The sequence below is a fragment of the Nocardia sp. NBC_01499 genome (assembly GCF_045040275.1).
Lineage (GTDB): Bacteria > Actinomycetota > Actinomycetes > Mycobacteriales > Mycobacteriaceae > Nocardia.
Window position 1 is genome coordinate 6,524,674 of record NZ_CP109426.1, and the last position, 24,988, is coordinate 6,549,661.

Consider the following 24,988-nt stretch of genomic DNA (forward strand, 5'->3'; position numbering starts at 1 on the left):
TGTCGCCGGTGCGCGGATGTACCGCACCGGTGACGTGGTCCGCTGGACGCGTACCGGTGAGGTCGAATACGTCGGCCGGTCCGACTTCCAGGTCAAGGTGCGCGGTTTCCGCATCGAGCTGGGCGAGATCGACGCGGCCCTCGCCGCGCACGAGACCGTCGACTTCGCGGTCACCGTCGGCCACAAGGGTTCCGCCGGTGCCACCTCGCTGGTGGCCTATGTCGTTGCGGCGCAGGGTAAATCGATCGATGTGGCGGCGCTGACCGGGCACGTCGAGGATCGGCTGCCCGCGTACATGGTGCCGTCGTCGATCATGGTGATCGACCGTGTTCCGCTCACCCCGGTCGGCAAGCTTGACCGAAAGGCGTTGCCGGAGCCGGTGTTCGCGACCGAGGTCGTGTTCCGGGCGCCGCGCACGCCGGTCGAGCAGGCCATCGCCGAGGTCTTCGCCGAGGTGCTCGGCCTGGAGCGGGTCGGCGTCGACGATTCGTTCTTCGCACTCGGTGGCGACAGCATCGTCTCCATTCAGTTGGTGTCGCGGGCCAAGGCGCGCGGCGTGGTGTTCACGCCGCGCAACGTGTTCGAGCAGCGCACCGTCGCCGGGCTGGCCTCGGTCGCCGGCACCGCCGACGCCGCGGCGGCTTCGGCCGTTGTACTCGCCGAGCTGCCCGGTGGGGGCGTCGGCTCGATGCCGCTGACCCCGGTCGTGCGGTTCATGGCGGAGCGGCGCGGTTCGTTCGGCCGGTTCAACCAGACCCTCGCACTCGAGCTGCCGGTCGGCATCGACCGGGCCGGCATCGTCGCGACGGTCGGCGCGGTCATCGACCGCCACGACATGCTGCGGGCCAGCCTGCGCGAGGTCGACGGCGAGTGGCTGCTCGAAACCGCAGCTCCCGCAACGATCGACGTGGACGCGCTGGTCGACCACAGCACCTTCGACGCCGCCGTCGATGACGCCGAGCTGATCGAGATCGCCGCCGCCGCACTGGATTCCTCGCTCGATCGACTGGATCCCGCTGCGGGCGTTGTCATTCGGTTCGTCTGGCTGGAGCCGTCGAACAGCGGACGCGCCGGACGCCTGATCGTCGTCGGTCATCACCTGGTGGTCGACGGTGTCTCCTGGCGCATCCTGGTGCCGGACTTCGTGGCGGCCTGGGGCCAGCGCACCGCGGGCCAGCCGCCCGAGCTGGTCGCACCGGCCACCTCGATGCGGGCCTGGGCGCACGCACTCGAACGCGAGGCACGCAGCGCCGAGCGGGTCGCGGAACTCGACCACTGGCGTTCGGTGGTCGACGCGGCCGATCCGCTGCTCACCGAGCGGCCGATGGACCCGGCGGTCGACACCTCGGGCGTCATCGAGAAGCTGCAGGTCGAGGTGTCCGCCGAGGTCACCAAGGCGCTGCTGACCAAGGTGCCCGCGCTGTTCCACGGCGGCGTGAACGACGGCCTGCTCACCGCGCTTGCCCTGGCGACCGCGAAATGGCGGGCGCGCAGGGCTGGTGCCCGCGGCGACGAGTCGCTGCTGATCCGCCTGGAGGGCCACGGCCGCGAAGAGGACATCGTGCCCGGCGCGGACCTGTCCCGCACCGTCGGCTGGTTCACCGCGATCTTCCCGGTCCGCTTCGACCTGTCCGGCATCGACATCGATGCCGCGCTGGCCGGTGGGCCCGCGCTCGGCCAGGCCGTCAAGGCGATCAAGGAGCAGCTGCTCGCGGTGCCGGACAAGGGCGTCGGCTACGGCCTGCTGCGCTACCTGAACCCGGAAACCGCCGCCGAGCTGCCCGTCGAGCTGCCGGGCCAGGTGAGCTTCAACTACCTCGGCCGCGTCGCCGAGGGCGATGTGCCCGAGTCGCTGCGCGGCTTCGGCTGGATCCCGGCCGCCGAACTCGGCGCGCTCGGCGGGGCCTACGACGCGGACATGCCCGCGATGGCACCGCTGGACGTCAACGCGATCGTGGTCGGTGACAAGCTGACCGCGAACATCGGCTACCCGTCGACGCTGCTCGACGCCGCGGCCGTCCGCGAATTCGGCGAGCTGTGGACGACCGCGCTGGAAGCGGTTGCCCGGCACGCCAATTCGACCGGCGCCGGTGGGCACACGCCGTCCGACTTCGCGCTGGTGCGCAGCACCCAGGGTGATATCGACGGCTGGGAGCGCCGCTTCCCGAACCTGGCCGATATCTGGCCGCTGTCCGCGCTGCAGGCCGGTCTGCTGTTCCACGCCAGGCTCGCCGCCACCTCGGTGGACGTGTACACCGCGCAGGCCGTGCTGACGCTCACCGGACGGGTGGACGCGGCCCGGTTGCGTTCGGCCGCACAGGCTTTGGTGGACCGCTACGAGAACCTGCGCACCGCGTTCGTCACCGATCGCGACGGCAGCCCGGTGCAGGTTGTGCTGGACAGCGTCCGGGTCGCCTGGTCCGAGCACGACCGGATCGAGCAGGGCGACGGCGACGACCTCATCGCCGCGGACCGGACCAAGCGCTTCGATCTGACCGAGCCGCCGCTGATCCGCTTCACGCTGATCCAGGTGGCGCGCGACCGCTGGCAGTTCGTGGTGGCCAACCACCACATCCTGCTCGACGGCTGGTCGATGCCGCTGCTCATGAAGGACCTGCTCGTGCTCTACGCGGCACACGCGGACACCAGCGTGCTGCCCGCCGTGCGGTCCTACCGGCACTTCCTGGAATGGACCGCGCAGCAGGATCATTCGGCCTCGGTCGCCGCGTGGGCCACCGCGCTGCGCGGTGTCTCCGAGCCGACACTGCTTGCCCGTCCCGACGCCGGACGCGAGATCACCTCGCTCTCCGGTGAGTACTTCTTCGAGCTCGACGAGACGGCCACCGCGCGGCTCACCGCGCTGGCCGGTTCGCTCGGCGTCACGCCGAACACCGTGCTGCAGACCGCGTGGGGCATCCTGGTCGGCCGCATGACCGGCCGCGACGACGTGCTGTTCGGCACCACGGTGTCCGGGCGGCCCGCCGACCTGTCCGGCGTGGAGTCGATGGTCGGCCTGTTCATCAACACCGTGCCGGTGCGGGTGCGCTTCGACCCGGCGGAGTCCGCGCAGCAGCTGCTGGCCAGGACCCAGGGCGAGCAGGCGGATCTGCTCGATCACCACTACGTCGGCCTCGCGGACATCCAGTCCGCCGCTGGCATCGGTGGCCTGTTCGACACGCTGGTGGTGTTCGAGTCCTACCCGGTCGATGCCGAGGGCCTCCAGGAACAGGCCTCCGATATCGACGGCATGGCGGTCGTCGGCCTCGACGCGGCCGATGCCACGCACTACCCGTTGACCCTGATCGCCCAGTTGGATTCGCGGCTGCGGGTTCGCGCCGGATACCTGCGCGACCTGTTCGACGAGCAGACCGTGCGGCGCATCGCCGATCGCCTGATCCGCGTGCTGACCGCGATCACCACCGAACCGACGCTGCCGGTTGGCGATATCGAACTGCTCGACATCGCGGAGCGCGAACTCGTGGTGTCCGGCTGGAACGACACCGCGCACGAGGTGGATTCGGCCGCGACGCTCGTCTCGAAGTTCTACGAGCAGGTGGTGAGCACGCCCGACGCGATCGCGCTCAGCTTCGAGGGGACAACTCTGTCCTACGACGAGTTCGCGAGTCGGGTAAACCAGCTGGCCCGCTGGCTGATCGCCCGCGGTGTCGGCGCGGAATCGTATGTGGCGCTTGGCATGCGGCGCTCGATCGACCTCGTCGTCGGCATGTACGCGGTGACGGTGGCCGGTGGCGCGTACGTGCCGCTCGATCCGGATCACCCGGCCGAGCGCACGGAATACATTCTGGCCACGGCCGATCCGGTGTGTGTGCTGACCTCGGGCAGCGATCTCGACATCGATACCGCGCAGGTGCGCATCGATCTGCTCGATCTGAGCGGACTGTCCGAGGCGCCGATCGCCGACGCGGATCGCTGGGCGCCGTTGCGTCCGTCGAACACCGCGTACGTGATCTTCACGTCCGGTTCCACCGGTCGTCCCAAGGGCGTCGGCGTTTCGCACGCGGCGATCGTGAACCGCCTGGTGTGGATGCAGTCCGCCTACGGGCTGGACGCCACGGACGCGGTCTTGCAGAAGACGCCGGCCACCTTCGACGTGTCGGTGTGGGAGTTCTTCTGGCCCTTGCAGATCGGCGCGCGGCTGGTCGTCGCGAAGCCGGACGGGCATCGCGATCCGGCGTACCTGGCCGAGATCATCAGTGCCGAGCGGATCACCGTCACGCACTTCGTGCCGTCGATGCTCGCGGTGTTCGTCGCCGATGCGGCCGCGGCCCAGTGCGATTCGCTGCGCTTGGTGTTCGCCTCCGGTGAAGCGTTGCCGCCCAAGCCCGCCCATCGTCTGCGTGAGCTGACCGGTGCGGCGCTGCACAACCTGTACGGCCCGACCGAGGCCGCGGTCGACGTCACCTTCCACGAGGTCATCGATGCCGACACCGACACCGTGCCGATCGGTGCCCCGGTGTTCAACACCCAGGTGTACGTGCTGGATTCGCGTTTGCGCCCGGTTCCGGTTGGTGTCGCGGGTGAGCTGTATCTGGCGGGCACTCAGCTGGCTCGCGGATACGTCGCGCGTCCGGATCTGACCAGCGACCGGTTTGTCGCCAACCCCTACGGTGCCACCGGCGAGCGCATGTACCGCACCGGCGATCTGGTGGCGTGGACGTCGACCGGTGAGCTGGAGTACTTGGGCCGCACCGACTTCCAGGTGAAGCTGCGTGGTCTGCGGATCGAGCTCGGCGAGATCGAGACCGCGCTGACCGCGCTGGACGAGGTCGCCCAGTCGGTCGTCGTGGTCCGTGGGGACCAGCACACCGGCGATCAGCTCGTCGCCTATGTCATTCCCGCGCCGAATGTTCGGGTCGACACCGAGCTGCTGCGCGAGGACCTTGCGGAGCGGTTGCCCGCGTACATGGTTCCGGCCGTCGTGCTCGTGCTCGACGAGTTCCCGCTGAACGCCTCCGGCAAGCTCGATCGCAAGGCGCTGCCCGCGCCGGTCTTCGAGGCCGCGGTGTTCCGCGCGCCGACGACGCCGGTGGAGGAGATCGTCGCGGCGACCTTCGCCGAGGTGCTCGGCCTGGAGCGGGTCGGCCTGGACGACGACTTCTTCGCGCTCGGCGGCAACTCGCTGACCGCGACCCAGGTCGCCGCGCGGCTGTCCGCCGCGCTTGACACCGATCTCGGCGTCCGCGAGCTGTTCGAGGCCTCCTCGGTGGTCGCGCTCGCGGCCCGCGCGGAGACGCACGCCGGTGCCGGTGCGCGGGCCGCTCTGGTGCCGCAGCATCGACCCGAGTTGGTGCCGCTGTCGCTGGCCCAGCAGCGGATGTGGTTCCTCAACCGCTTCGATCCGGACTCGGCCGTCGACAACATCCCGGCCGCGGTGCGGCTGTCCGGTCTGCTCGACCGGCAGGCGCTGCAGATCGCGGTGGCCGACGTGCTGGCCAGGCACGAGTCGCTGCGCACCTTCTACCCCGAGGTCGATGGCGCCGCGCATCAGCAGACCGTGCCCACCGCCAAGGTGATTCCGGACCTCGCGCCCTTCGAGGTCACCGAAGCCGAACTGCCGCAACGACTTTCCGAACTGGTACTGACCGCCTTCGACGTCACCGTCGAGGTGCCGTTCCGGGCAAGGCTGTTCGAGGTCAGCCCGACCGAACATGTGCTCGCCCTGGTGGTGCACCACATCTCGGCCGACGGTTTCTCGATGGGCCCGCTGACCAGGGACGTGATGACGGCCTACGGCGCTCGCGTCGAGGGCGGCGAACCCGCTTGGCGGCCACTGGAAGTCCAGTACGCCGACTTCGCGCTGTGGCAGCGCGCGGTCCTCGGCGACGAGGACGATCCGGAATCGGTGATCGCGCAACAGATCGCGTACTGGTCGAACTCGCTGGCCGGGCTGCCCGATCAGCTCGACCTGCCCACCGACCGGCCCCGGCCCGCGGTCGCCTCCGGTCGCGGCGCCACACACGCCTTCGAGATCGACGCCGAAACCCACGGCAGGCTCACCGAACTCGCCCGCACCAGGGGCGCGACGCTGTTCATGGTCACCCACACCGCCCTCGCGGTGCTGCTTGCCCGCCTGTCCGGCGAGGACGACATCGCCATCGGCACCCCGGTCGCCGGTCGTGGCGAGCGCGCCCTCGACGACCTGATCGGCATGTTCGTCAACACGCTTGTACTGCGTACCCCGATCGACAGCGGCGCGACCTTCACCGACCTGCTTCGCACGGTGCGCGCCACCGATATCGCCGCGTTCGGACACGCCGACCTGCCGTTCGAGCGGCTGGTCGAGATCCTGAACCCGGCGCGCTCGCAGGCGCGGCATCCGCTGTTCCAGGTGCTGCTGTCGTTCCAGAACCTCGGCCAGAACAGTCTCGAACTGCCGGGCCTGACGGTCAGCGGCGTCGAGCTGCCGATCGACACGGCGAAGTTCGACCTGCAGCTGACGCTGTCGGAGAAGAGCGCCATCCCGGCGGTAAACGGCGCGGGTGCTGCCCCGGCTGGGATCGTTGCCGAATTCATTTACGCCACAGATCTTTTCGACGCGGACACGATGGCGCGGCTCGGGCAGCGGTTCAACCGTCTACTCGGCGCGCTCGCGGCCGAACCGGATCGGCCCATCGGCGATATCGCGCTGCTGGACGAGCGGGAGACCGAGCAGGCACTGCGCGGGTGGAACGACACCGAGCGCGATCTCGGTGCGCCGACCACCATGGTCGCCGAGTTCGCCGCGCAGGCGCTGGCTACCCCGGACGCGGTCGCTGTCGTCGACCCGGCCACCGGAACCTCCTTGACCTACGCCGAATTCGGTGCCCGCGTGCACCGGCTGGCGCGCAAGCTGATCGAGGCCGGTGTCGGCCCGGAGGCCTTGGTCGCCCTTGGTCTGCGGCGCTCGGTTGACCTGGTGGTCGCCGCGTACGCGGTGCACGAGGCCGGTGGCGGCTACGTGCCGCTCGACCTCGACCAGCCCGCCGACCGGGTGAACTACGTGCTCGACTCGGCCGATCCGGTGTGCGTGCTGACCACCTCCCGCGACGCGTTCGACGCGGATGGTCGGACCACGCTGTCCATCGATGAGCTGGATCTGTCCGGTTACTCGGCCGAGCCGGTCACCGACGCCGAACGGCTCGCGCCGCTGCGCACGGAACACCCGGCGTACGTGATCTTCACGTCCGGCTCGACCGGTCGCCCGAAGGGCGTCGCGGTGCCGCACGCCGCCGTCGTCAACCAGATCCGGTGGATCACCGGCGAATACGGCATCGGCGCTGACGACATCGTGCTGTTCAAGACGCCGGCCACCTTCGACGTGTCGGTGTGGGAGCTGTTCGGCCCGATGACCACCGGCGGCCGCATCGTGGTGGCCAGCGCGGACGGGCATCGCGACCCGCAGTACCTCGCCGATGTGATCGCCGCGGAACGCGTCACCATGACCTCGTTCGTGCCGTCGATGCTCACCGTCTTCGCCGGGAACGTCGACATCACCGGCGCCAGCGACGCGCTCGCCTCGCTGCGGACGCTGTTCATCGCCGGTGAGGCCTTCACCGCCGACGCGGTCGACGCCATCCGCCGGGTCAGCTCGGCCGAGCTCTACAACCTTTATGGCCCAACGGAATTCACCGTGCACGCCACACACGGCCCGGTCGCCGACGACGTGACCGGCGCGGTCCCCATCGGTCTTCCGGTGTGGAACGCCCAGGCCTACGTGCTCGACGCACGGCTCAAGCCGGTGCCATCGGGTGTCGCGGGCGAGCTCTATCTCGCGGGCGCGCAGCTGGCGCGCGGCTACTTCGGCCGCACCGACCTGACCTCGGATCGCTTCGTGGCCAACCCGTTCGGTGCCGAGGGCGCCAGGATGTACCGCACCGGTGACCTCGTCACTCGCGACGAGTCCGGCGCCATCGAGTACATCGGCCGCACCGACTTCCAGGTCAAGCTGCGCGGCTTGCGGATCGAGCTCGGCGAGATCGAAACCGCGCTCACCGCACACGATTCGGTGGCCCAATCCGTCGCCATGGTGCGCTCGGACGCGCACACCGGCGATCAGCTCGTCGGCTATGTCGTTCCGGTCAGCGGTGCGACAGTCGACGTCGACGAGCTCAGGACGCAGCTGTCCATGCGCCTGCCGTCGTACATGGTGCCCGCCGCGCTCGTGGTGCTCGACGCCATGCCGCTCAACCCGAACGGCAAGCTTGATCGGCGCGCGCTGCCCGAACCCGCCTTCGAGGCACGGGAATTCCGCGCGCCGTCCACCCCGATCGAAGAGATCGTGGCCAACACCTTCGCCGAGGTGCTCGGACTCACCAGCGTCGACGGCGAACGCGCCGTCGGTATCGACGACGACTTCTTCGACCTCGGCGGCAACTCGCTCATCGCCACCCAGGTGGTCGCCCGCCTCGGTGCCGCGCTGGACACCCGCGTCCCGGTGCGGATGCTGTTCGAGGCGCCGACCGTGGCCACCCTGGCCGCGCGGATGGAAGCGCACCAGGGCAGCGGGCGCCGCCGCGAACTCGTGGCAGGGCAGCGTCCGGCCCGAATCCCGTTGTCGCTGGCCCAGCAGCGGATGTGGTTCCTCAACCGGTTCGACAACCAGACCGCGGTCAACAACATCCCCCTTGCGGTCCGGCTCACCGGCTCGCTCGACACCGACGCGCTGCGCCAGGCCGTCGCCGACGTGGTCGACCGGCACGAGGTGCTGCGCACCGTCTATCCGGAGACCGCCGACGGTCAAGGTGTCCAGGTCGTACTGCCCGCCGGGCAGGAGATCGAGCTGACCCCGATCGAGGTGTCCGAGACCGAGATCCAGGACCGGGTCAGTGAATTGGTGCTGACCGGCTTCGACGTCACCACCGAGGTGCCGGTGCGGGCCAAGCTGTTCCGGGTGGTCGGCTCGATGGACGGCTCGCTGCCGGACACGCACGTGCTTGTCTTCGTGGTGCACCACATCTCCGGCGACGGCTGGTCGGTGCGGCCGCTGGCCCGCGACGTGATGATCGCCTACGCGGCCCGCTCGCGCGGCGACGCCCCGGCCTGGCCGCCGCTGCCGGTGCAGTACGCCGACTACGCGCTGTGGCAGCGCGAAACCCTTGGCTCCGAAGACGATCCGGATTCGCTGATCGCGCAGCAGGTCGCCTACTGGTCCGGCAGCCTGGCCGGGCTGCCCGACCAGCTCGACCTGCCGTCGGATCGCTCGCGGCCCGCCGTCGCGTCCAATCGCGGTGGGGTGTACGAGTTCTCGCTCGACGCGCGGCTGCTGCGTGACCTGAACGCGCTCGCCAGGGAGCACGGCGCGAGCCTGTTCATGGTGGTGCACGCCGCGTTCGCCGCGCTGCTCGCGCGGTTGTCCGGCAGCGACGACATCGCCATCGGTACCGCGGTGGCCGGGCGCGGTGAGGCCGTGCTCGACGACGCCATCGGCATGTTCGTCAACACGCTCGTGCTGCGCAGCGCGGTCGATCCCGCGGCGCCGTTCGCGGATCTGGTCGCGCACACCAAGGATCGCGACCTCGCCGCCTTCGGGCACGCCGACCTGCCGTTCGAGCGGCTGGTCGAGATCCTCAACCCGGCCCGTTCGCAGGCGCGGCATCCGCTGTTCCAGGTGATGCTGTCGTTCCAGAACACCGGGGAAGCCTCGTTCGAGCTGCCAGGTCTCGAGGTCGCCGGTGTCCCACTGGACGTGGTGACCGCCAAGTTCGATCTGCACCTGAGCCTGTCCGACCGGTTCGACGGCGAAGGCGCCGCCGACGGCATGACCGCGGAATTCGCTTACGCGACCGACATGTTCGACGCGGGCACGATCGCGGGCGTCGCTGACCGGCTCGTCCGGTTGTTGACCGCCGTTGTCGCGGATCCGTCCGTGACGATCGGCGATGTCGAACTGCTCGACTCGGCCGAGCACGCACAGGTGGTCGCGCGCTGGAACGACACCGCGCACGCGGTGGATGATTCGGCGACGCTGGTCTCGATGTTCGAGGCGCAGGCGGCTCGGACACCTGAGGCGACCGCAGTGACCTTCGAGGGGACGAGTCTGTCCTACGCCGAGTTCGGCGCCAGGGTGAATCGTCTTGCCCGCCACCTCATCTCGCTGGGCGTCGGCCCGGACTCGATGGTCGCGCTCGGTATGCGCCGGTCGATCGATCTGGTTGTCGGCATGTACGCGGTCACCGTCGCCGGTGGTGCTTACGTGCCATTGGATCCCGATCATCCGGCCGATCGCACCCGCTATGTGCTCGATACCGCGCAGCCGGTGTGCGTGCTGACGACCGCACGGGACGAGTTCGACGCGGGGAAGACGCCTGCCATCGAGATCGACCGCCTGGAGCTGTCGGACTACTCCGATGCGCCGGTACTTGACGCGGATCGCCTTGCGCCGCTGCGCCCGTCGAACACCGCGTACGTCATCTTCACCTCCGGTTCCACCGGTCGGCCGAAGGGTGTCGCCGTCAGCCACGGCGCGATCGTCAACCGCCTGGTGTGGATGCAGGCCGAGTACGGCCTCGAGCCAACGGACGTGGTGCTGCAGAAGACCCCGGCCACCTTCGACGTGTCGGTGTGGGAGTTCTTCTGGCCCTTGCAGATCGGCGCGCGCCTGGTCGTCGCTAAGCCGGACGGACATCGCGATCCCGGCTACCTGATCAAGGTGATCCTCGAGCAAGAGGTCACCACCGCGCACTTCGTGCCGTCGATGCTCTCGGTGTTCGTCGCCGAACAGCGCGCGGACGAATGCACCAGCCTGGTCAATGTTTTCGCCTCCGGTGAGGCGCTGCCCGCCGCCACCGCGCAGCGGATGCAGGAACTCACCGGCGCGCGCCTGCACAACCTGTACGGCCCGACCGAGGCCGCCGTCGACGTCACCTTCCACGAGGTGGACGAGGCCGACACCGTGTCCGTGCCGATCGGCGCCCCGGTGTTCAACACCCAGGTGTACGTGCTGGATTCGCGCATGCATCCGGTGCCGGTCGGCGTCGCGGGTGAGCTGTACCTCGCGGGTCTGCAGTTGGCTCGCGGCTACGTCGCGCGACCGGAGCTGACCGCGGATCGGTTCGTGGCCAACCCGTTCGGCGCGGACGGCGAGCGCATGTACCGCACCGGTGACCTCGTCACCTGGACCGCGGGTGGCGAACTGGAGTACTTGGGCCGCACCGACTTCCAGGTGAAGCTGCGTGGTCTGCGGATCGAGCTCGGCGAGATCGAATCCGCGCTCACCGCACTGGATTCCATCGCGCAGGCCGTGGTGGTTGTGCGCTCCGACGACCGCCTCGGCGACCAGCTCGTCGGGTACGTCGTGCCGACCACGGGTCACTCGATCGACATCGACGGCGTGCGCGCCGAACTCGGCGGCGAGCTGCCCGCGTACATGGTGCCGTCGGCGTTCGTGGTGCTCGATGAGTTCCCGCTCAACGCCTCCGGCAAGCTCGACCGCAAGGCGCTGCCAGCGCCGGTGTTCGAGGCCAAGGTATTCCGGGCACCGTCCACCCCGATCGAGGAGATCGTCGCCGGCACCTTCGGCGACGTGCTCGGCGTCGCCAGGGTCGGCCTCGACGACGACTTCTTCGAACTCGGCGGCAACTCGCTGCTCGCCACCCAGGTCACCGCGCGCCTCGGCGCCGCACTGGACACCCAGCTCGCCGTGCGCGACCTGTTCGAGGCGTCCACCGTGTCCGCGCTGGCCACCCAGGTCGAGCGCAACGCGGGATCCGGCAGACAGCGGCCCAAACTGGAGACGGGGGAGCGTCCCGCGCGGATCCCGCTCTCGCCCGCACAGCAGCGCTACTGGTTCCTCAACCAATTCGACACGACCACTTCGGCGGTCGACAACATCCCGCTCGCAGTGCGCCTGTCGGGCACCCTCGATGTCGCCGCGCTGGAACAGGCGATCGGCGACGTGTTCGCCCGCCACGAAGTGCTGCGCACCACCTACCCGCGCTCCGCCGAGGGCCCGCACCAGGTGATCCAGCCCGCCGCACAGTCCGCGGCGGCGCTCACCCCGGTCGACGTCACCGAGGCCGATCTGCTCGGCGCCGTTATCGCGTTCGCGCTGACCACCTTCGACGTCACCGTCGAGGTGCCCCTAGCCGTGGCGCTGTTCCGGATCGCGCCGGACGAGCACGTGCTCGCGTTCACCGTGCACCACGTGGCCGCCGACGGCTCCTCGATGGGCCCGCTGGCCCGCGACGTGATGGCCGCCTACGTCGCCCGCGTGCAAGGCGATGTGCCGCAGTGGCTTCCGCTGTCGGTGCAGTACGCCGACTACGCGCTCTGGCAGCGCACGGTGCTCGGTTCCGAGGACGATCCGGAATCCCTTGCCGCCCAACAGGTCGGCTACTGGCAGAGCGCGCTGGCCGGGCTGCCCGATCAGCTCGAGCTGCCCGCCGACCGGCCGCGCCCGCCCGCGCAGTCGTTCCACGGCAAGGCGATTCGCTTCGAGATCTCCCCGGAGCGGCACGCCCGCCTGCACGAACTGGCCCGCGCCAACAACGCGTCGCTGTTCATGGTCGTGCACGCGGCGCTTGCCGTGCTGCTGTCGCGGCTGTCCGGCACCGACGACATCGCGGTCGGCACACCGATCGCGGGCCGCGGCGAACGCGAACTCGACGACCTGATCGGCATGTTCGTCAACACGCTGGTCTTCCGGACCAAGGTGGCGCCCGGCGACCGTTTCGCCGACCTGCTCGCCGACGTCAAGGAACGCGACCTCGAGGCATTCGCCAACGCCGACGTGCCGTTCGAGCGCCTCGTCGAGGTGCTCAACCCGGTGCGCTCCACCGCGCGCAATCCGCTGTTCCAGGTTGGCCTTTCGTTCCAGAACCTGGCCGAGACCACCTTCGAACTGCCCGGCCTCTCAGTGAGCGCGGTCAACTTCGACTCCCAGCTCGCCAAGACCGACCTGCACGTCACGCTGTACGACCGGTACACCGAGGACGGCACGCCCGCCGAGATCATCACCGAATTCGGTTACGCCATCGACCTGTTCGACGAGGGCACGGTCCAGGGCTTCGCGGACCGCTTCGTGCGCGTGCTCGACGCCGTCCTCGACGATGCCACCATGCCGGTGGGCGAGATCGACCTGCTCGCGGCGGACGAGCACACCCGCATCCTCACCAGCTGGAACGACACCGCGCACGAGGTCGACACGACCGCGACGCTGGTGTCACTGCTCGACGCCTCGGTCGCGGCGACACCGGACGCGGTCGCACTCGTCGCCGACGAGCCGACCGGCCAGCAGGAGCTGTCCTACGCAGACCTGGACAGCCGGGTGAATCGCCTGGCCCGCTACCTGATTCAGCGTGGCGTCGGCCCAGAGGACCGGGTGGCACTCGCCATCCGCCGGTCCACCGATCTCGTGGTCGCCATGTACGCGGTCGCGAAATCCGGTGCGGCCTATGTGCCCATCGATCCGGACCAGCCTGCCGAGCGGACCGACTACATCCTCGACACCGCGGCACCGGTCTGCGTGCTGACCACCGGTCGCGACGGATTCCGTACCGCCGCAACCGATATCGTGCAGATCGACACCCTCGACCTGACCGCGTTCGCGGCGAGCCCGGTGACCGAGGGCGAACGCCGTGGCGCGCTGGTTCCGGCGAACACCGCGTACGTGATCTTCACGTCCGGCTCGACCGGCCAGCCCAAGGGCGTCGCCGTTTCGCACGCCGCGATCGTCAACCAATTGCAGTGGGAGATCACGACCTTCGGCCTCGGCGCGGACGACGCGATCCTGCTGAAGACCGCGGCGACGTTCGACCTGTCGGTCTGGGAATTCTGGACCGCCGCCGCGTCGGGTGGCCGTCTGGTGATCTCGGCGGCCGACGGTCACCGCGACCCGGCCTACCTCAACGAGCTGATGCGCGGCACCGGGGTCACCACCCTGCACGTGGTGCCGTCGATGCTCGACTCGCTGCTCACCGAATCCGCTGGCCACCTGACGCATTCGCTGCGTCAGGTGCTCGCCATCGGTGAGGCGCTGCCCGCCGCGACCGCGCAGCGGTTCCGCAGGAACAACGCGGCCGAGCTGTTCAACCTGTACGGCCCGACCGAGGCGGCGGTGTCGATCACCAGCCACCGGGTCACCGACGCCGACCAGGGCTCGGTGTCGATCGGTACGCCGGAGTGGAACAGCCGCGTCTACGTGCTCGACACCAGGCTGCGGCCGGTTCCGGTCGGGGTCTCCGGCGAGTTGTACTTGGCCGGTGCGCAATTGGCGCGCGGATACTTCGGCAAGGCCGAGCTGACCGCCGACCGGTTCATCGCCGATCCGTTCGGTGCGGCGGGCGAGCGCATGTACCGCACCGGTGACCTGGTGGCCTGGAATGCCGCCGGAGAACTGGATTACCGGGGCCGCACCGACTTCCAGGTGAAGATCCGTGGCTTCCGCATCGAACTCGGCGAGATCGAGGCCGCGCTGCTGCGCCAGCCCGCGATCACCGCGGCCGCCGTACTCGCGCACACCGATCCGAGCATCGGCGACCGGCTCGTCGCCTACGTCGTGCCACGGGCGGGTCAGCTCGACAAGCGCGGGCTGCAGGCCGCGCTTGCCGCGGAGCTGCCGTCGTACATGGTGCCGTCGGTGCTCATCCAGCTGGATGCGTTGCCGCTCAACGCCAATGGCAAGCTCGACCGAAAGGCGTTGCCGGAGCCCACCTTCGAGAAGGCGGTGTTCCGCGCGCCGGTCACGCCGATCGAGCAGATCGTGGCCAACACCTTCGCCGATGTGCTGCGGATCTCGGATCGGGAAGGGGCGGAGTCGAAGCGCCTCGGCCTCGATGACGACTTCTTCGCCTGGGGCGGTAACTCGCTGCTGGCCACGCAGGTCGCGGCCCGCCTCGGTGAGGCGCTGAACACGCGGGTGCCGGTCCGGTTGATGTTCGAGGCCTCGACCGTCGCCGCGCTGGCCGTCCGGGTCGAGCAGCACGCCGACGCCGGTGGCCGCAAGGCACTGACCGCCGCGCCGCGCCCGGATCACATTCCGCTGTCGCTCGCGCAGCAGCGCATGTGGTTCCTCAACCGATTCGACACCCAGTCGGCGGCCTACAACGTGCCGATCGCGGTGCGGCTCACCGGTGCGCTCGACGTGGCCGCGCTGCGTGCCGCGATCGCGGACCTGGTCAGCAGGCACGAGATCCTGCGCACCATCTACCCGCAGACCGACAGCGGTCCGGTGCAGGTGATCCTGCCGCCCGCGCAGGCCGTGCCGCGCCTGGAAGTGCGCGTTGTCGCGCCGGCGCAGATCGAATCCGCCGTGGTGGCACTGACGTCGACGATGTTCGACGTCACCACCGAGGTGCCGATGCAGGTCGCGCTGTTCCAGATCGCCGGGGAGAGCGCCGATGCCACGCCGGACGTCGAATACGTCCTCGCCATGGTCGTGCACCACATCTCCGGCGACGGCTCGTCGGTCGGCCCGCTGACCCGCGACCTGATGATCGCCTACGCCGCGCGCTCGGCGGGGGAGGCGCCGAACTGGGCGCCGCTCGAGGTGCAGTACGCCGACTACAGCATCTGGCAGCGTGAGCTGCTCGGCAGCGAAGACGACCGGGACTCGCTGGCGTCCAAGCAGGTCGCGTACTGGCGCCAGGCGCTGGCCGACCTGCCTGATCAGCTGGATCTGCCCTCGGATCGGCCGCGTCCCGCGGTGCAGTCCTTCGCCGGTGGCAAGGTCGAGCTGCGCATCGACGCCGACACGCATCAGGCGCTGATCGAGCTGGCGCGCACCGAGGGCGCGACGCTGTTCATGGTCGTGCACACCGCGCTCGCGGTGCTGCTCGGCCGCCTGTCCGGCACCGACGACATCGCGATCGGCACGCCGATGGCCGGTCGTGGCGAGGCCGTGCTCGACGACCTGATCGGCATGTTCGTCAACACGCTGGTGTTCCGCACCAGGATCGATGCCGGTGAGGCGTTCACCGAACTGCTCGCCCGCCAACGTGAGACCGATATCCAGGCCTTCGCCAACGCCGATGTGCCGTTCGAGCGCCTGGTCGAGGTGCTCAACCCGGTCCGGTCCACCGCGCGGCATCCGCTGTTCCAGGTGGGTCTTTCGTTCCAGAACCTGGCGCAGGCCGGGCTGGAGCTGCCGGGTCTCGCGGTGTCCGGGCTCGATATCGACACCGCGCTCTCGCAGTTCGATCTGCACCTGATCGCGACCGACCGCTACAGCGACGCGGGCGAGCCCGAGGGCATCACCGGGTTCTTCACCTACGCCACCGATATGTTCGATCAGGGCACGGTGCAGGGCTTCGTCGATCGGTTCGCGCGCCTGATCGGTGCGATCATCGCCGCGCCGCGCACCTCGGTCGGCGATATCGAACTGCTCGATGTCGCGGAGCGCGCTCAGCTCGTGACCGGTCGCAACGCGACCGACTACGCGGTGGATTCGGCGGCGACGCTGGTTTCGCTGCTCGACGCCTCGGTGGCGGCCGGGCCGAAGGAAGTCGCGCTGGTCACCGAGGACGGTGCGTCGATCACCTACGGCGGTCTCGATGCTCGGGTGAATCGTCTTGCCCGGCATCTGATCTCGATCGGGGTCGGTCCGGAGGCGCGCGTCGCGTTGGCGTTCCGGCGGTCGGTGGATCTGATCGTGGCCATGTACGCGGTCGCGAAATCCGGTGGTGCGTATGTGCCGGTGGATCCGGCGCAGGCCGCTGAGCGCACGAACTACATCCTCGACACCGCGGCGCCGGTGTGCGTGCTGACGAACGCGGATGCCGAGTTCGATACTGATGTCGCGCCTTTGGTGCGGATCGATCAGCTGGATCTGGCCGAGGTGGACAAGACCTCGATTACGGACGCTGATCGTGTCGCGCCGTTGCGTCCGGCGAACACGGCGTATGTGATCTTTACGTCGGGTTCGACGGGTCGTCCGAAGGGTGTGGCGGTTTCGCATGCGGCGATCGCGAATCAGTTGCAGTGGAAGGTTACCGAGTTCGGTCTTGATGCCGCTGATGCGATTCTGCTGAAGACCGCTGCGACGTTCGACCTTTCGGTGTGGGAGTTCTGGTCCGCGGCGGTATGTGGTGGCCGACTTGTCATCGCCGCGCCCGACGGACACCAGGACCCGGCGTACCTCAACGAGTTGATGGCTCGTGAGTGGGTGACCACGCTGCATATGGTGCCGTCGATGCTCGACGCGCTCACCGCCGGCGATTTCCCGAACTCGCTGTGGCGGGTGCTTGCGATCGGTGAGGCGCTGCCGGGTGCGCTGGCGCAGCGGTTCGTGCGCGAACACTCCCGTACCGAGCTGTTCAACCTCTACGGCCCCACCGAGGCCGCGGTGTCGATCACCAGCCATCGGGTGACCAGGGCGGACGAGACCTCCGTGTCCATCGGTCTTCCCGAATGGAACAGCCAGGTCTACGTGCTGGATTCGCGGCTGCGGCCGGTGCCGGACGGTGTCGCCGGTGAGCTGTACCTCGCTGGTGCCCAGCTTGCCCGCGGTTACTTCGGTCGTGCGGATCTGACCGCGGATCGGTTCGTGGCCAACCCGTTCCAGACCGGTGCCCGGATGTACCGCACCGGTGACCTGGTGGCGTGGAACGCCGCCGGTGAGCTGGAATACCGGGGCCGCACCGACTTCCAGGTGAAGATCCGTGGTTTCCGTATCGAACTCGGTGAGATCGAGGCCGCGCTGCTTGCGCTGCCGGAGATCGCGCAGACCGCGGTGGTCGCCAAGTCCGATCCGAAGACCGGCGATCGTTTGGTCGCTTACCTGGTGGCTTCGAATGGTGATGTCGATGTCGCGCAGGTGAAGTCGGCGTTGACCGCTGGTTTGCCGTCGTACATGGTGCCGTCGGCGTTCGTGGTGCTCGATGCGCTGCCGTTGAATGTGAACGGTAAGTTGGATCGTAAGGCGTTGCCGGAGCCGGAGTTCGAGACTCAGGCGTTCCGTGCGCCGTCGACGCCGATCGAGGAGATCGTGGCGTCGGTGTTTGCCGAGGTGCTCGGTGTCGATCAGGTCGGCGCGGATGACGACTTCTTCGGTCTGGGTGGTAACTCGCTGCTGGCTACGCAGGTCGCCGCGCGTATCGGTGCCGCACTCGATGCCAGGGTGCCGGTGCGTGCGCTGTTCGAGGCGTCGACCGTCGCAGGTTTGGCCGTCAAGGTCGAACAGCACGCCGGTGCCGGTGGCCGTCGCGCCCTGGTGGCGGGCCCGCGCCCGGAACAGGTTCCGCTGTCGCTCGCTCAGCAGCGCATGTGGTTCCTCAACCAGTTCGACACCGCCTCGGCCGTCAACAACATCCCGGTCGCCGTGCGGCTCACCGGCGACCTCGATGTCGTCGCGCTGCAGGACGCCGTCGCGGATGTCATCGCCAGGCACGAGACGCTGCGCACGGTGTACCCGGAGCAGGGTCGCGCCGCGAGCCAGGTGATTCTGCCCGCCGAGCAGTCGGTGCCGGATCTGACGCCGGAAACCGTTGCCGTCGAAGACATTCAGCTGCGGATCTTCGACGTGATCACGGCCGGGTTCGATGTCACCGCGGAAGTTCCGTTGCGGGCCAAGCTGTTCCGGGTCTCCGACGGCGAATACGTGCTCGTGTTCGTTGTGCACCACATCAGCGCCGACGGCTGGTCGATGGGCCCGCTGACCCGCGATGTGATGCTCGCCTACGCGGCCCGCTCGAACGGCGTGCCGCCCGGCTGGGCGCCGCTGCCGGTGCAGTACGCGGACTTCAGCCTGTGGCAGCGCGACGTGCTCGGCTCGGAGGCCGATCCGGCCAGCCTGATCTCGCAGCAGGCCGAGTACTGGCGTGCCGCGCTGGCCGGGCTGCCGGACGAACTCAACCTGCCCGCCGACCGGTCGAGGCCGACAACGCAGTCGTTCGCCGGTGGACGCGTGGTGTTCCCGATCGAGGGTGAGCTGCACCGCAAGCTCACCGAGATCGCGCGGGAACAGAACGCGACCATGTTCATGCTGGTGCACGCCGCGCTCGCGCTGTTCCTCGCGCGGATGTCGGGCACCGACGACATCGCCATCGGCACCCCGATCGCTGGTCGCGGCGAGGCCGAACTCGACGACGTGATCGGCATGTTCGTCAACACGCTTGTGCTTCGCTCGCACGTCGAAGGCGATCTCACCTTCGGCGAGCTGCTCGCCAGGACGAAGGATTCGGACCTGCAGGCGTTCGCGCACGCCGATCTGCCGTTCGAGCGGCTCGTCGAGCTGCTCAGCCCGGAGCGTTCGACCGCGCGGCACCCGCTGTTCCAGGTGGCGCTGTCGTTCGAGAACCTGCCGGAGACCAGCTTCGAACTGCCCGGATTGCATGTCGGCGCGGTCGATTTCGATGTCGAGACGGCGAAATTCGATCTGTCGCTGACGATTCGGGAGGCCGCGGCCGGGGACGACGCCGGCATGTACGCCGAGTTCTCCTTCGCCCGTGACCTTTTCGACGACGCCACGGTCGAGATCTTCGCGCAGCGGTTCACCAGACTGCTCGACGCGATCGTCACCGACCGCGATCTGCCGATCGGCGACCTGCCGCTGCTCGACGCGGCCGAGTACGAGCTGCTCACGCACGTGCACGGCGAAGACGTGATGGCCACCGGGCTGCTGCCTGATCTGCTGCAGCGCGGCGCGAAGCTGAACCCGGACCAGATCGCGGTCCGCTACCAGGGTCGTTCGATCACCTACCGCGAGCTCGACGAGTACTCGTCGCGGCTGGCGCGGGTGCTGATCGATCGCGGTGTCGGTCCGGAACGCATTGTGGCGCTGTCCTTCCCGCGCTCCTACGAGATGGTCGCGGCATTCTGGGCGGTGGCAAAGGCAGGTGGCGCGCATGTGCCGGTCGACCCGACCTACCCCGAAGACCGCATGCGGCACATGATCAACGACTCCGGCGCGGTCATCGGTATCACCGCGAGCGAGCACGTGGATCGGCTGCCGCGCGATGTCGAATGGCTGCGGCTGGACGATCCCGCACTGGATGAGCTGATCGAGGCCAAGTCGCCGGAATCGGTGACGGACGCGGATCGGCTCTCGTCGCTTGCCATGCGGCACCCGGTGTATGTCATCTACACCTCGGGTTCGACGGGTATGCCCAAGGGCGTCACCGTGACCCACGCGGGCATGGGCGGCCTTGTCGGTGTCGCCACCGACCTGTACCAGCTCGAATCGCACCACCGGTTCCTGCACATCTGCTCGCCGAGTTTCGACCCGTCGGTGCTCGAATGGCTGTGTGCCGCTTACACCGGCGCGACGCTGGTGATCGTGCCGTCCACCATCATCGGCGGCCCTGACCTGGCCGAACTGCTGCGCACCGAGCGGGTCACGCACACGATCATCACCCCGGCCGTGCTCGGCACGGTCGATCCGGCGGGCATGGAGGCACTCGAGGTCGCTTCCGTCGGTGGCGATGTCACCACGCCGGAGCTGCTGGCCAAGTGGTACCCGGGCCGCAAGTACTTCAATGCCTACGGTCCGACCGAGACGACGATCATCTCGTCCTACGCGAGCCTGACCCCGGGACGGCACGTCACCATCGGTCTTCCGGTGCGCGGCATGTCGGCGCTGGTGCTCGACGCGCGGCTCAACCCGGTGCCGCCCGGCGTCGCCGGCGAGCTCTACCTCGCCGGTGGCGCGGTGGCCCGTGGCTACCACAACCGCCCCGACCTCACCGCGGAACGGTTCGTCGCCAACCCGTGGAGCAACGAGGGCGCGCGGATGTACCGCACCGGCGACGTGGTGCGCTGGTTCGCCGAACCGGGCGAGCGCGCGGGTAATGCCGCGGTGCCCGAGGTGCGCTGGGAGCTGGATTACGTCGGGCGCTCGGACTTCCAGGTGAAGATCCGCGGCTTCCGCATCGAGCTCGGCGAGATCGACACGGTCCTCGCGGCCCATCACGATGTCGAGTTCGCGATCACGCTCGGCAAGGAAACCGCGGCGGGCGCCACGATTCTGGTGTCCTATGTGCTCGCGGTGCCCGGCCACGAGATCGACACGGTCCGGCTCAGCGAGCACGCCGCGCGGAGTCTGCCGCCGCACATGGTGCCGTCGGCGATCGTGGTGCTCGACGAGATCCCGCTGACCCCGGTCGGCAAGCTCGACCGCAAGGCGCTGCCCGAGCCGGTGCTCGCGCCGCGCGAGTTCCGCGCGCCGGCCAGCGAGATCGAGGCGATCATCGCCGAGGTGTTCGCCGAGGTGCTCGGGGTCGAGCAGATCGGTTTGGACGACTCGTTCTTCGCGCTCGGCGGCGACAGCATCCTGTCCATCCAGCTGGTGTCGCGGGCCAAGGCACGCGGCGTCGTGTTCTCCCCGCGTGAGGTGTTCGAGCGCCGCAGTGTCGCCTCGCTCGCCGAAATCGCCACGCTCGGTGCGGGTTCGGCACAGGTGAAGCTGGAAGAGCTGCCCGGCGGCGGTGTCGGCGAGATACCGCTGACGCCGATCATGACGCAGATCCTCGCGAGCGGCTCGTCCTACGACCGCTTCTCGCAGACGATGGCGCTGCGGCTGCCGGACGGTATCGATCGGGCGACCCTGGTCGGGACCATCGCGGCGGTGTTCGACCATCACGACGTGCTGCGGACTCGGTTGCGCCGCACCGACGATCAGTGGGCGTTCGAGGCGCTGGCGACCGGTGCGGTCGACGTGGATGCCATGGTGCATCGGGTCGAGCTGGCCGCCGACGTCGACGACGCCGAGCTCAAGCGGGTCGGCAGCGAGGCGTTCGACGCCGCGCTCGGCCGGTTGGATCCGGCGAATGCCGTGATGGCGCAGTTCATTTGGTTCGCGTTCGAGGGCGAGCGTCGTGACGTGCTGCTCATCGTCGCGCACCACTTCGTGGTCGACGGTGTGTCCTGGCGCATCCTGATTCCGGACTTCGCGGTCGCGTGGTCACAGCTGGCCGCCGGTCAGCAGGTCGCGTTGCCCGCCAACGGAACCTCGATGCGGCGCTGGGCGCACAGCCTGGTCGAGGCGGCCACCTCGCCCGATCGGATCGCGGAACTGCCGTTCTGGCAGCAGGTTTCGACGACTCCGGATCCGCTGCTCGGCGCGCGGCCGTTCGACCCGGCGATCGACACCTTCGCCACGGTCGAACGGGTCGAGGTCACGTTGCCCGCCGAGGTCACCGACGCGGTGCTCACCGCGATCCCCGGCCTCTACCGCGGCGGCGTGAACGACGGGCTGCTCTCCGCGCTGGCCATGGCGGTCGCGCGCTGGCGTGGTGCCGGTGCGGCGGCGCTGGTCAAACTCGAGGGTCACGGCCGTGAAGAGGAAGTCGTTGCCGGCGCGGATCTTTCGCGCACCGTCGGCTGGTTCACCACGGCCTACCCGGTCCGGCTCGATCTGGGCGGCGCCGACCTGACCGACGCCTTCGCCGGTGGTGCCGCGCTCGGCGAGATCGTGAAGTCGATCAAGGAGCAGCTGCTCGCGGTGCCGGACAAGGGCCTCGGTTACGGCCTGCTGCGCCACTTGAATTCGGCGACCGGTCAGCGACTCGGTGCCTCGGGCCAGATCAGCTTCAACTACCTGGGCCGGATGTCGGCAGGGGAGATCCCCGAGCAGCTCGCCGAAATCGGCTGGGTGCCGGTGGCCGACCTCGGTCAGCTCGACGGCGACATGGATCTCGACATGCCCGCCAACGCGACGATCGACATCAACGCGATTGTCACCGATGGCGCGGACGGGCCCGAGCTCGGCGCGGCGTTCGCCTTCCCGACCGGGCTGCTGACGCGGGAACAGGTGCAGGAGTTCGCCGACCACTGGGTCGCCGCGCTCACCGCGCTCGCCACGCACGCGCGGCGGCCGGACGCCGGCGGCTTCACGCCGTCGGACATGTCGCTGGTGCGGGTCGCGCAGACCGATATCGAGCTGTGGGAACGGAACTACCCGGCGCTGGCCGAGGTGTGGCCGCTCTCGCCGCTGCAGTCCGGTCTGCTGTTCCACGCGATGATGACCCAGGCGACCGTCGACGTGTACACCATGCAGGCCGTGGTCGATCTCGGCGGCGCGCTGGATGTCGAGCGGCTGCACGCGGCCGCGCAGGGCATCATCGACCGCTACCCGAACCTGCGCACCGCGTTCGTCACCGATTCCGACGGGCAGGCCGTGCAGGTCGTGCTCGATCGGATCGAGGCGCCGTGGCGCGAGGTGGATCTCACCGAGCTGCCCGCCGATGAGCGGACCGCGGAACTGCGCAGGCAGGTCGCGGCCGATCAGGCGACGCACTTCGACATGGCGGCGCCGCCGTTGCTGCGGTTCACGTTGTTCCGCACCGACGAGAGCCAATGGCACCTGGCGATCACCACCCATCACATCCTGTTGGATGGTTGGTCGATGCCGCTGCTCATGCGGGATCTGCTGGTGCTGTACGCGGTTCGCGGCGCGCAGTCCGCGCTGCCGAGGGTGGCCTCCTACCGCAACTTCCTCGGCTGGCTGGCTGGGCGGGACCGCGAGGCCTCGCTGCGGGCGTGGGCGACCGCGCTCGACGGGGTCAACGAGCCGACTCAGCTTGCGCCGCAACCGCGTTCGGTCGAGCAGTACGAGATCGGCAAGCAGGTCACCGAACTCGACGCCGACCGGACGCGCCAACTCACCAAGCACGCCGCCGAATTGGGCGTCACGGTGAACACACTGGTGCAGGCGGCCTGGGGCATCCTGCTCGGACGACTCACCGGACGCGGCGATGTGGTGTTCGGCGCCACCGTCTCCGGACGGCCCGCCGAGCTGCCCGGCGTGGAATCGATGGTCGGTCTGTTCATCAACACGCTGCCGGTGCGGTTGCGGATCGACGACCGCCAGACCATCGGCAAGCTGCTGGAGCGGTTGCAGCACGATCAGGCGGATCTGCTCGAGCACCACTACGTCGGGCTCACCGACATCCAGCGGGTGGCAGGCACCGGGTCACTGTTCGACACGCTGCTGGTATTCGAGTCGTATCCGATGGACAAGGAGGCCATTTCGGCCGCCAGCTCCATCGACGGCATGTCGGTGACCGGTGTCGGCGTCAATGACGCGACGCACTACCCGTTGACGCTGCTGGTGACCGCCGAATCGACGATCGAGTTGACGCTCAAGTACCTGGGCAGCCGGTTCACCGGCGACGAGGTCGAGATCATGTCCGCGCGATTGGTTCGGGTGCTGGAGGCGTTGCTCGGCGATCCGGACGGACTCGTCGGCGATATCGACATCCTCGATGCCGGTGAGCGGGCCCGCCTGCTCGTCGAATCCGGTATCACGGCAACCGTTTCCGCGCCGGAACCGACCGGCCGGGTTGGTGCGCACACGGTAGCCAAGGTGCTCGCCGAGGTGGTCGAGGAGGATCCGGAGGCGCCAGCGCTGCTCGTCGGCGGCGACGAAATCGCTTACCACGTCCTTGATCGACGCTCCTCGCAGTTGGCGCGGGTGCTCATCGATCGGGGTGCGGGGCCGGGCGACATCGTCGCGGTGGCGCTGCCGCGCTCGGTGGACGCGGTCATCGCGGCCTGGGCGGTGCAGAAGGCCGGTGCGGCACTGCTGTTCGCCGGTGATCTCGCCGCCGACGCCATGGTCACCGCCGGAGCCACATTCGGGATCACCCCGAACGCGGTGCCGGACAGCCCGATTCGCTGGTTGGTCCCGTCCGAGCCGCGGACGCAGGCCGACCTGGCCGCGGCACCGTCGCACCCGGTCTCCTACGCCGACCGGGTCCGCCCGCTCGGCGAAGACGACCCGGCCTTCGTCGTCCCGACCGGCGACGGCGTCCTCGCGATCAGCCAAACCGAGGCCCTCGCCCAAGCCGAACACGTCCGCGAGGAGTACGGCATCGACTACGAGTCGACCACGTACACCACGGCCCCCTCCGGCCGCGCGGCCATGCTCGAATTCCTGGCCTCCGCCACCGCGGGCGCCCTCTCGGTCCTCCCGACCGGCGAGATAGCCGACGACCAAGCCGACGGCGAAGTCACCCACTGGTTCGTCACCCCCACCGACGCAACCGACGCGGCGGCCCCCGAGGTCAAGATCGTGATCGCGGAGTAGTGCCGATACGGCAATCCGTCTGTGAAGAGC

The 24,988-nt window shown here is 69.1% G+C and carries 1 protein-coding gene (cut by a window edge); it reads left to right on the top strand.

Annotated features, from left to right (window positions below; translation table 11 throughout):
• Positions 1–24,958: the 3' portion of a non-ribosomal peptide synthase/polyketide synthase gene (locus tag OG203_RS29900; protein WP_405160577.1), read on the top strand. The gene continues 18,704 nt to the left of window position 1, outside the view; 24,958 of the gene's 43,662 nt are visible here — the last part of the coding sequence; its start codon lies beyond the left edge, outside the window; the stop codon is at positions 24,956–24,958.
• Positions 24,959–24,988 lie beyond the last annotated feature (30 nt).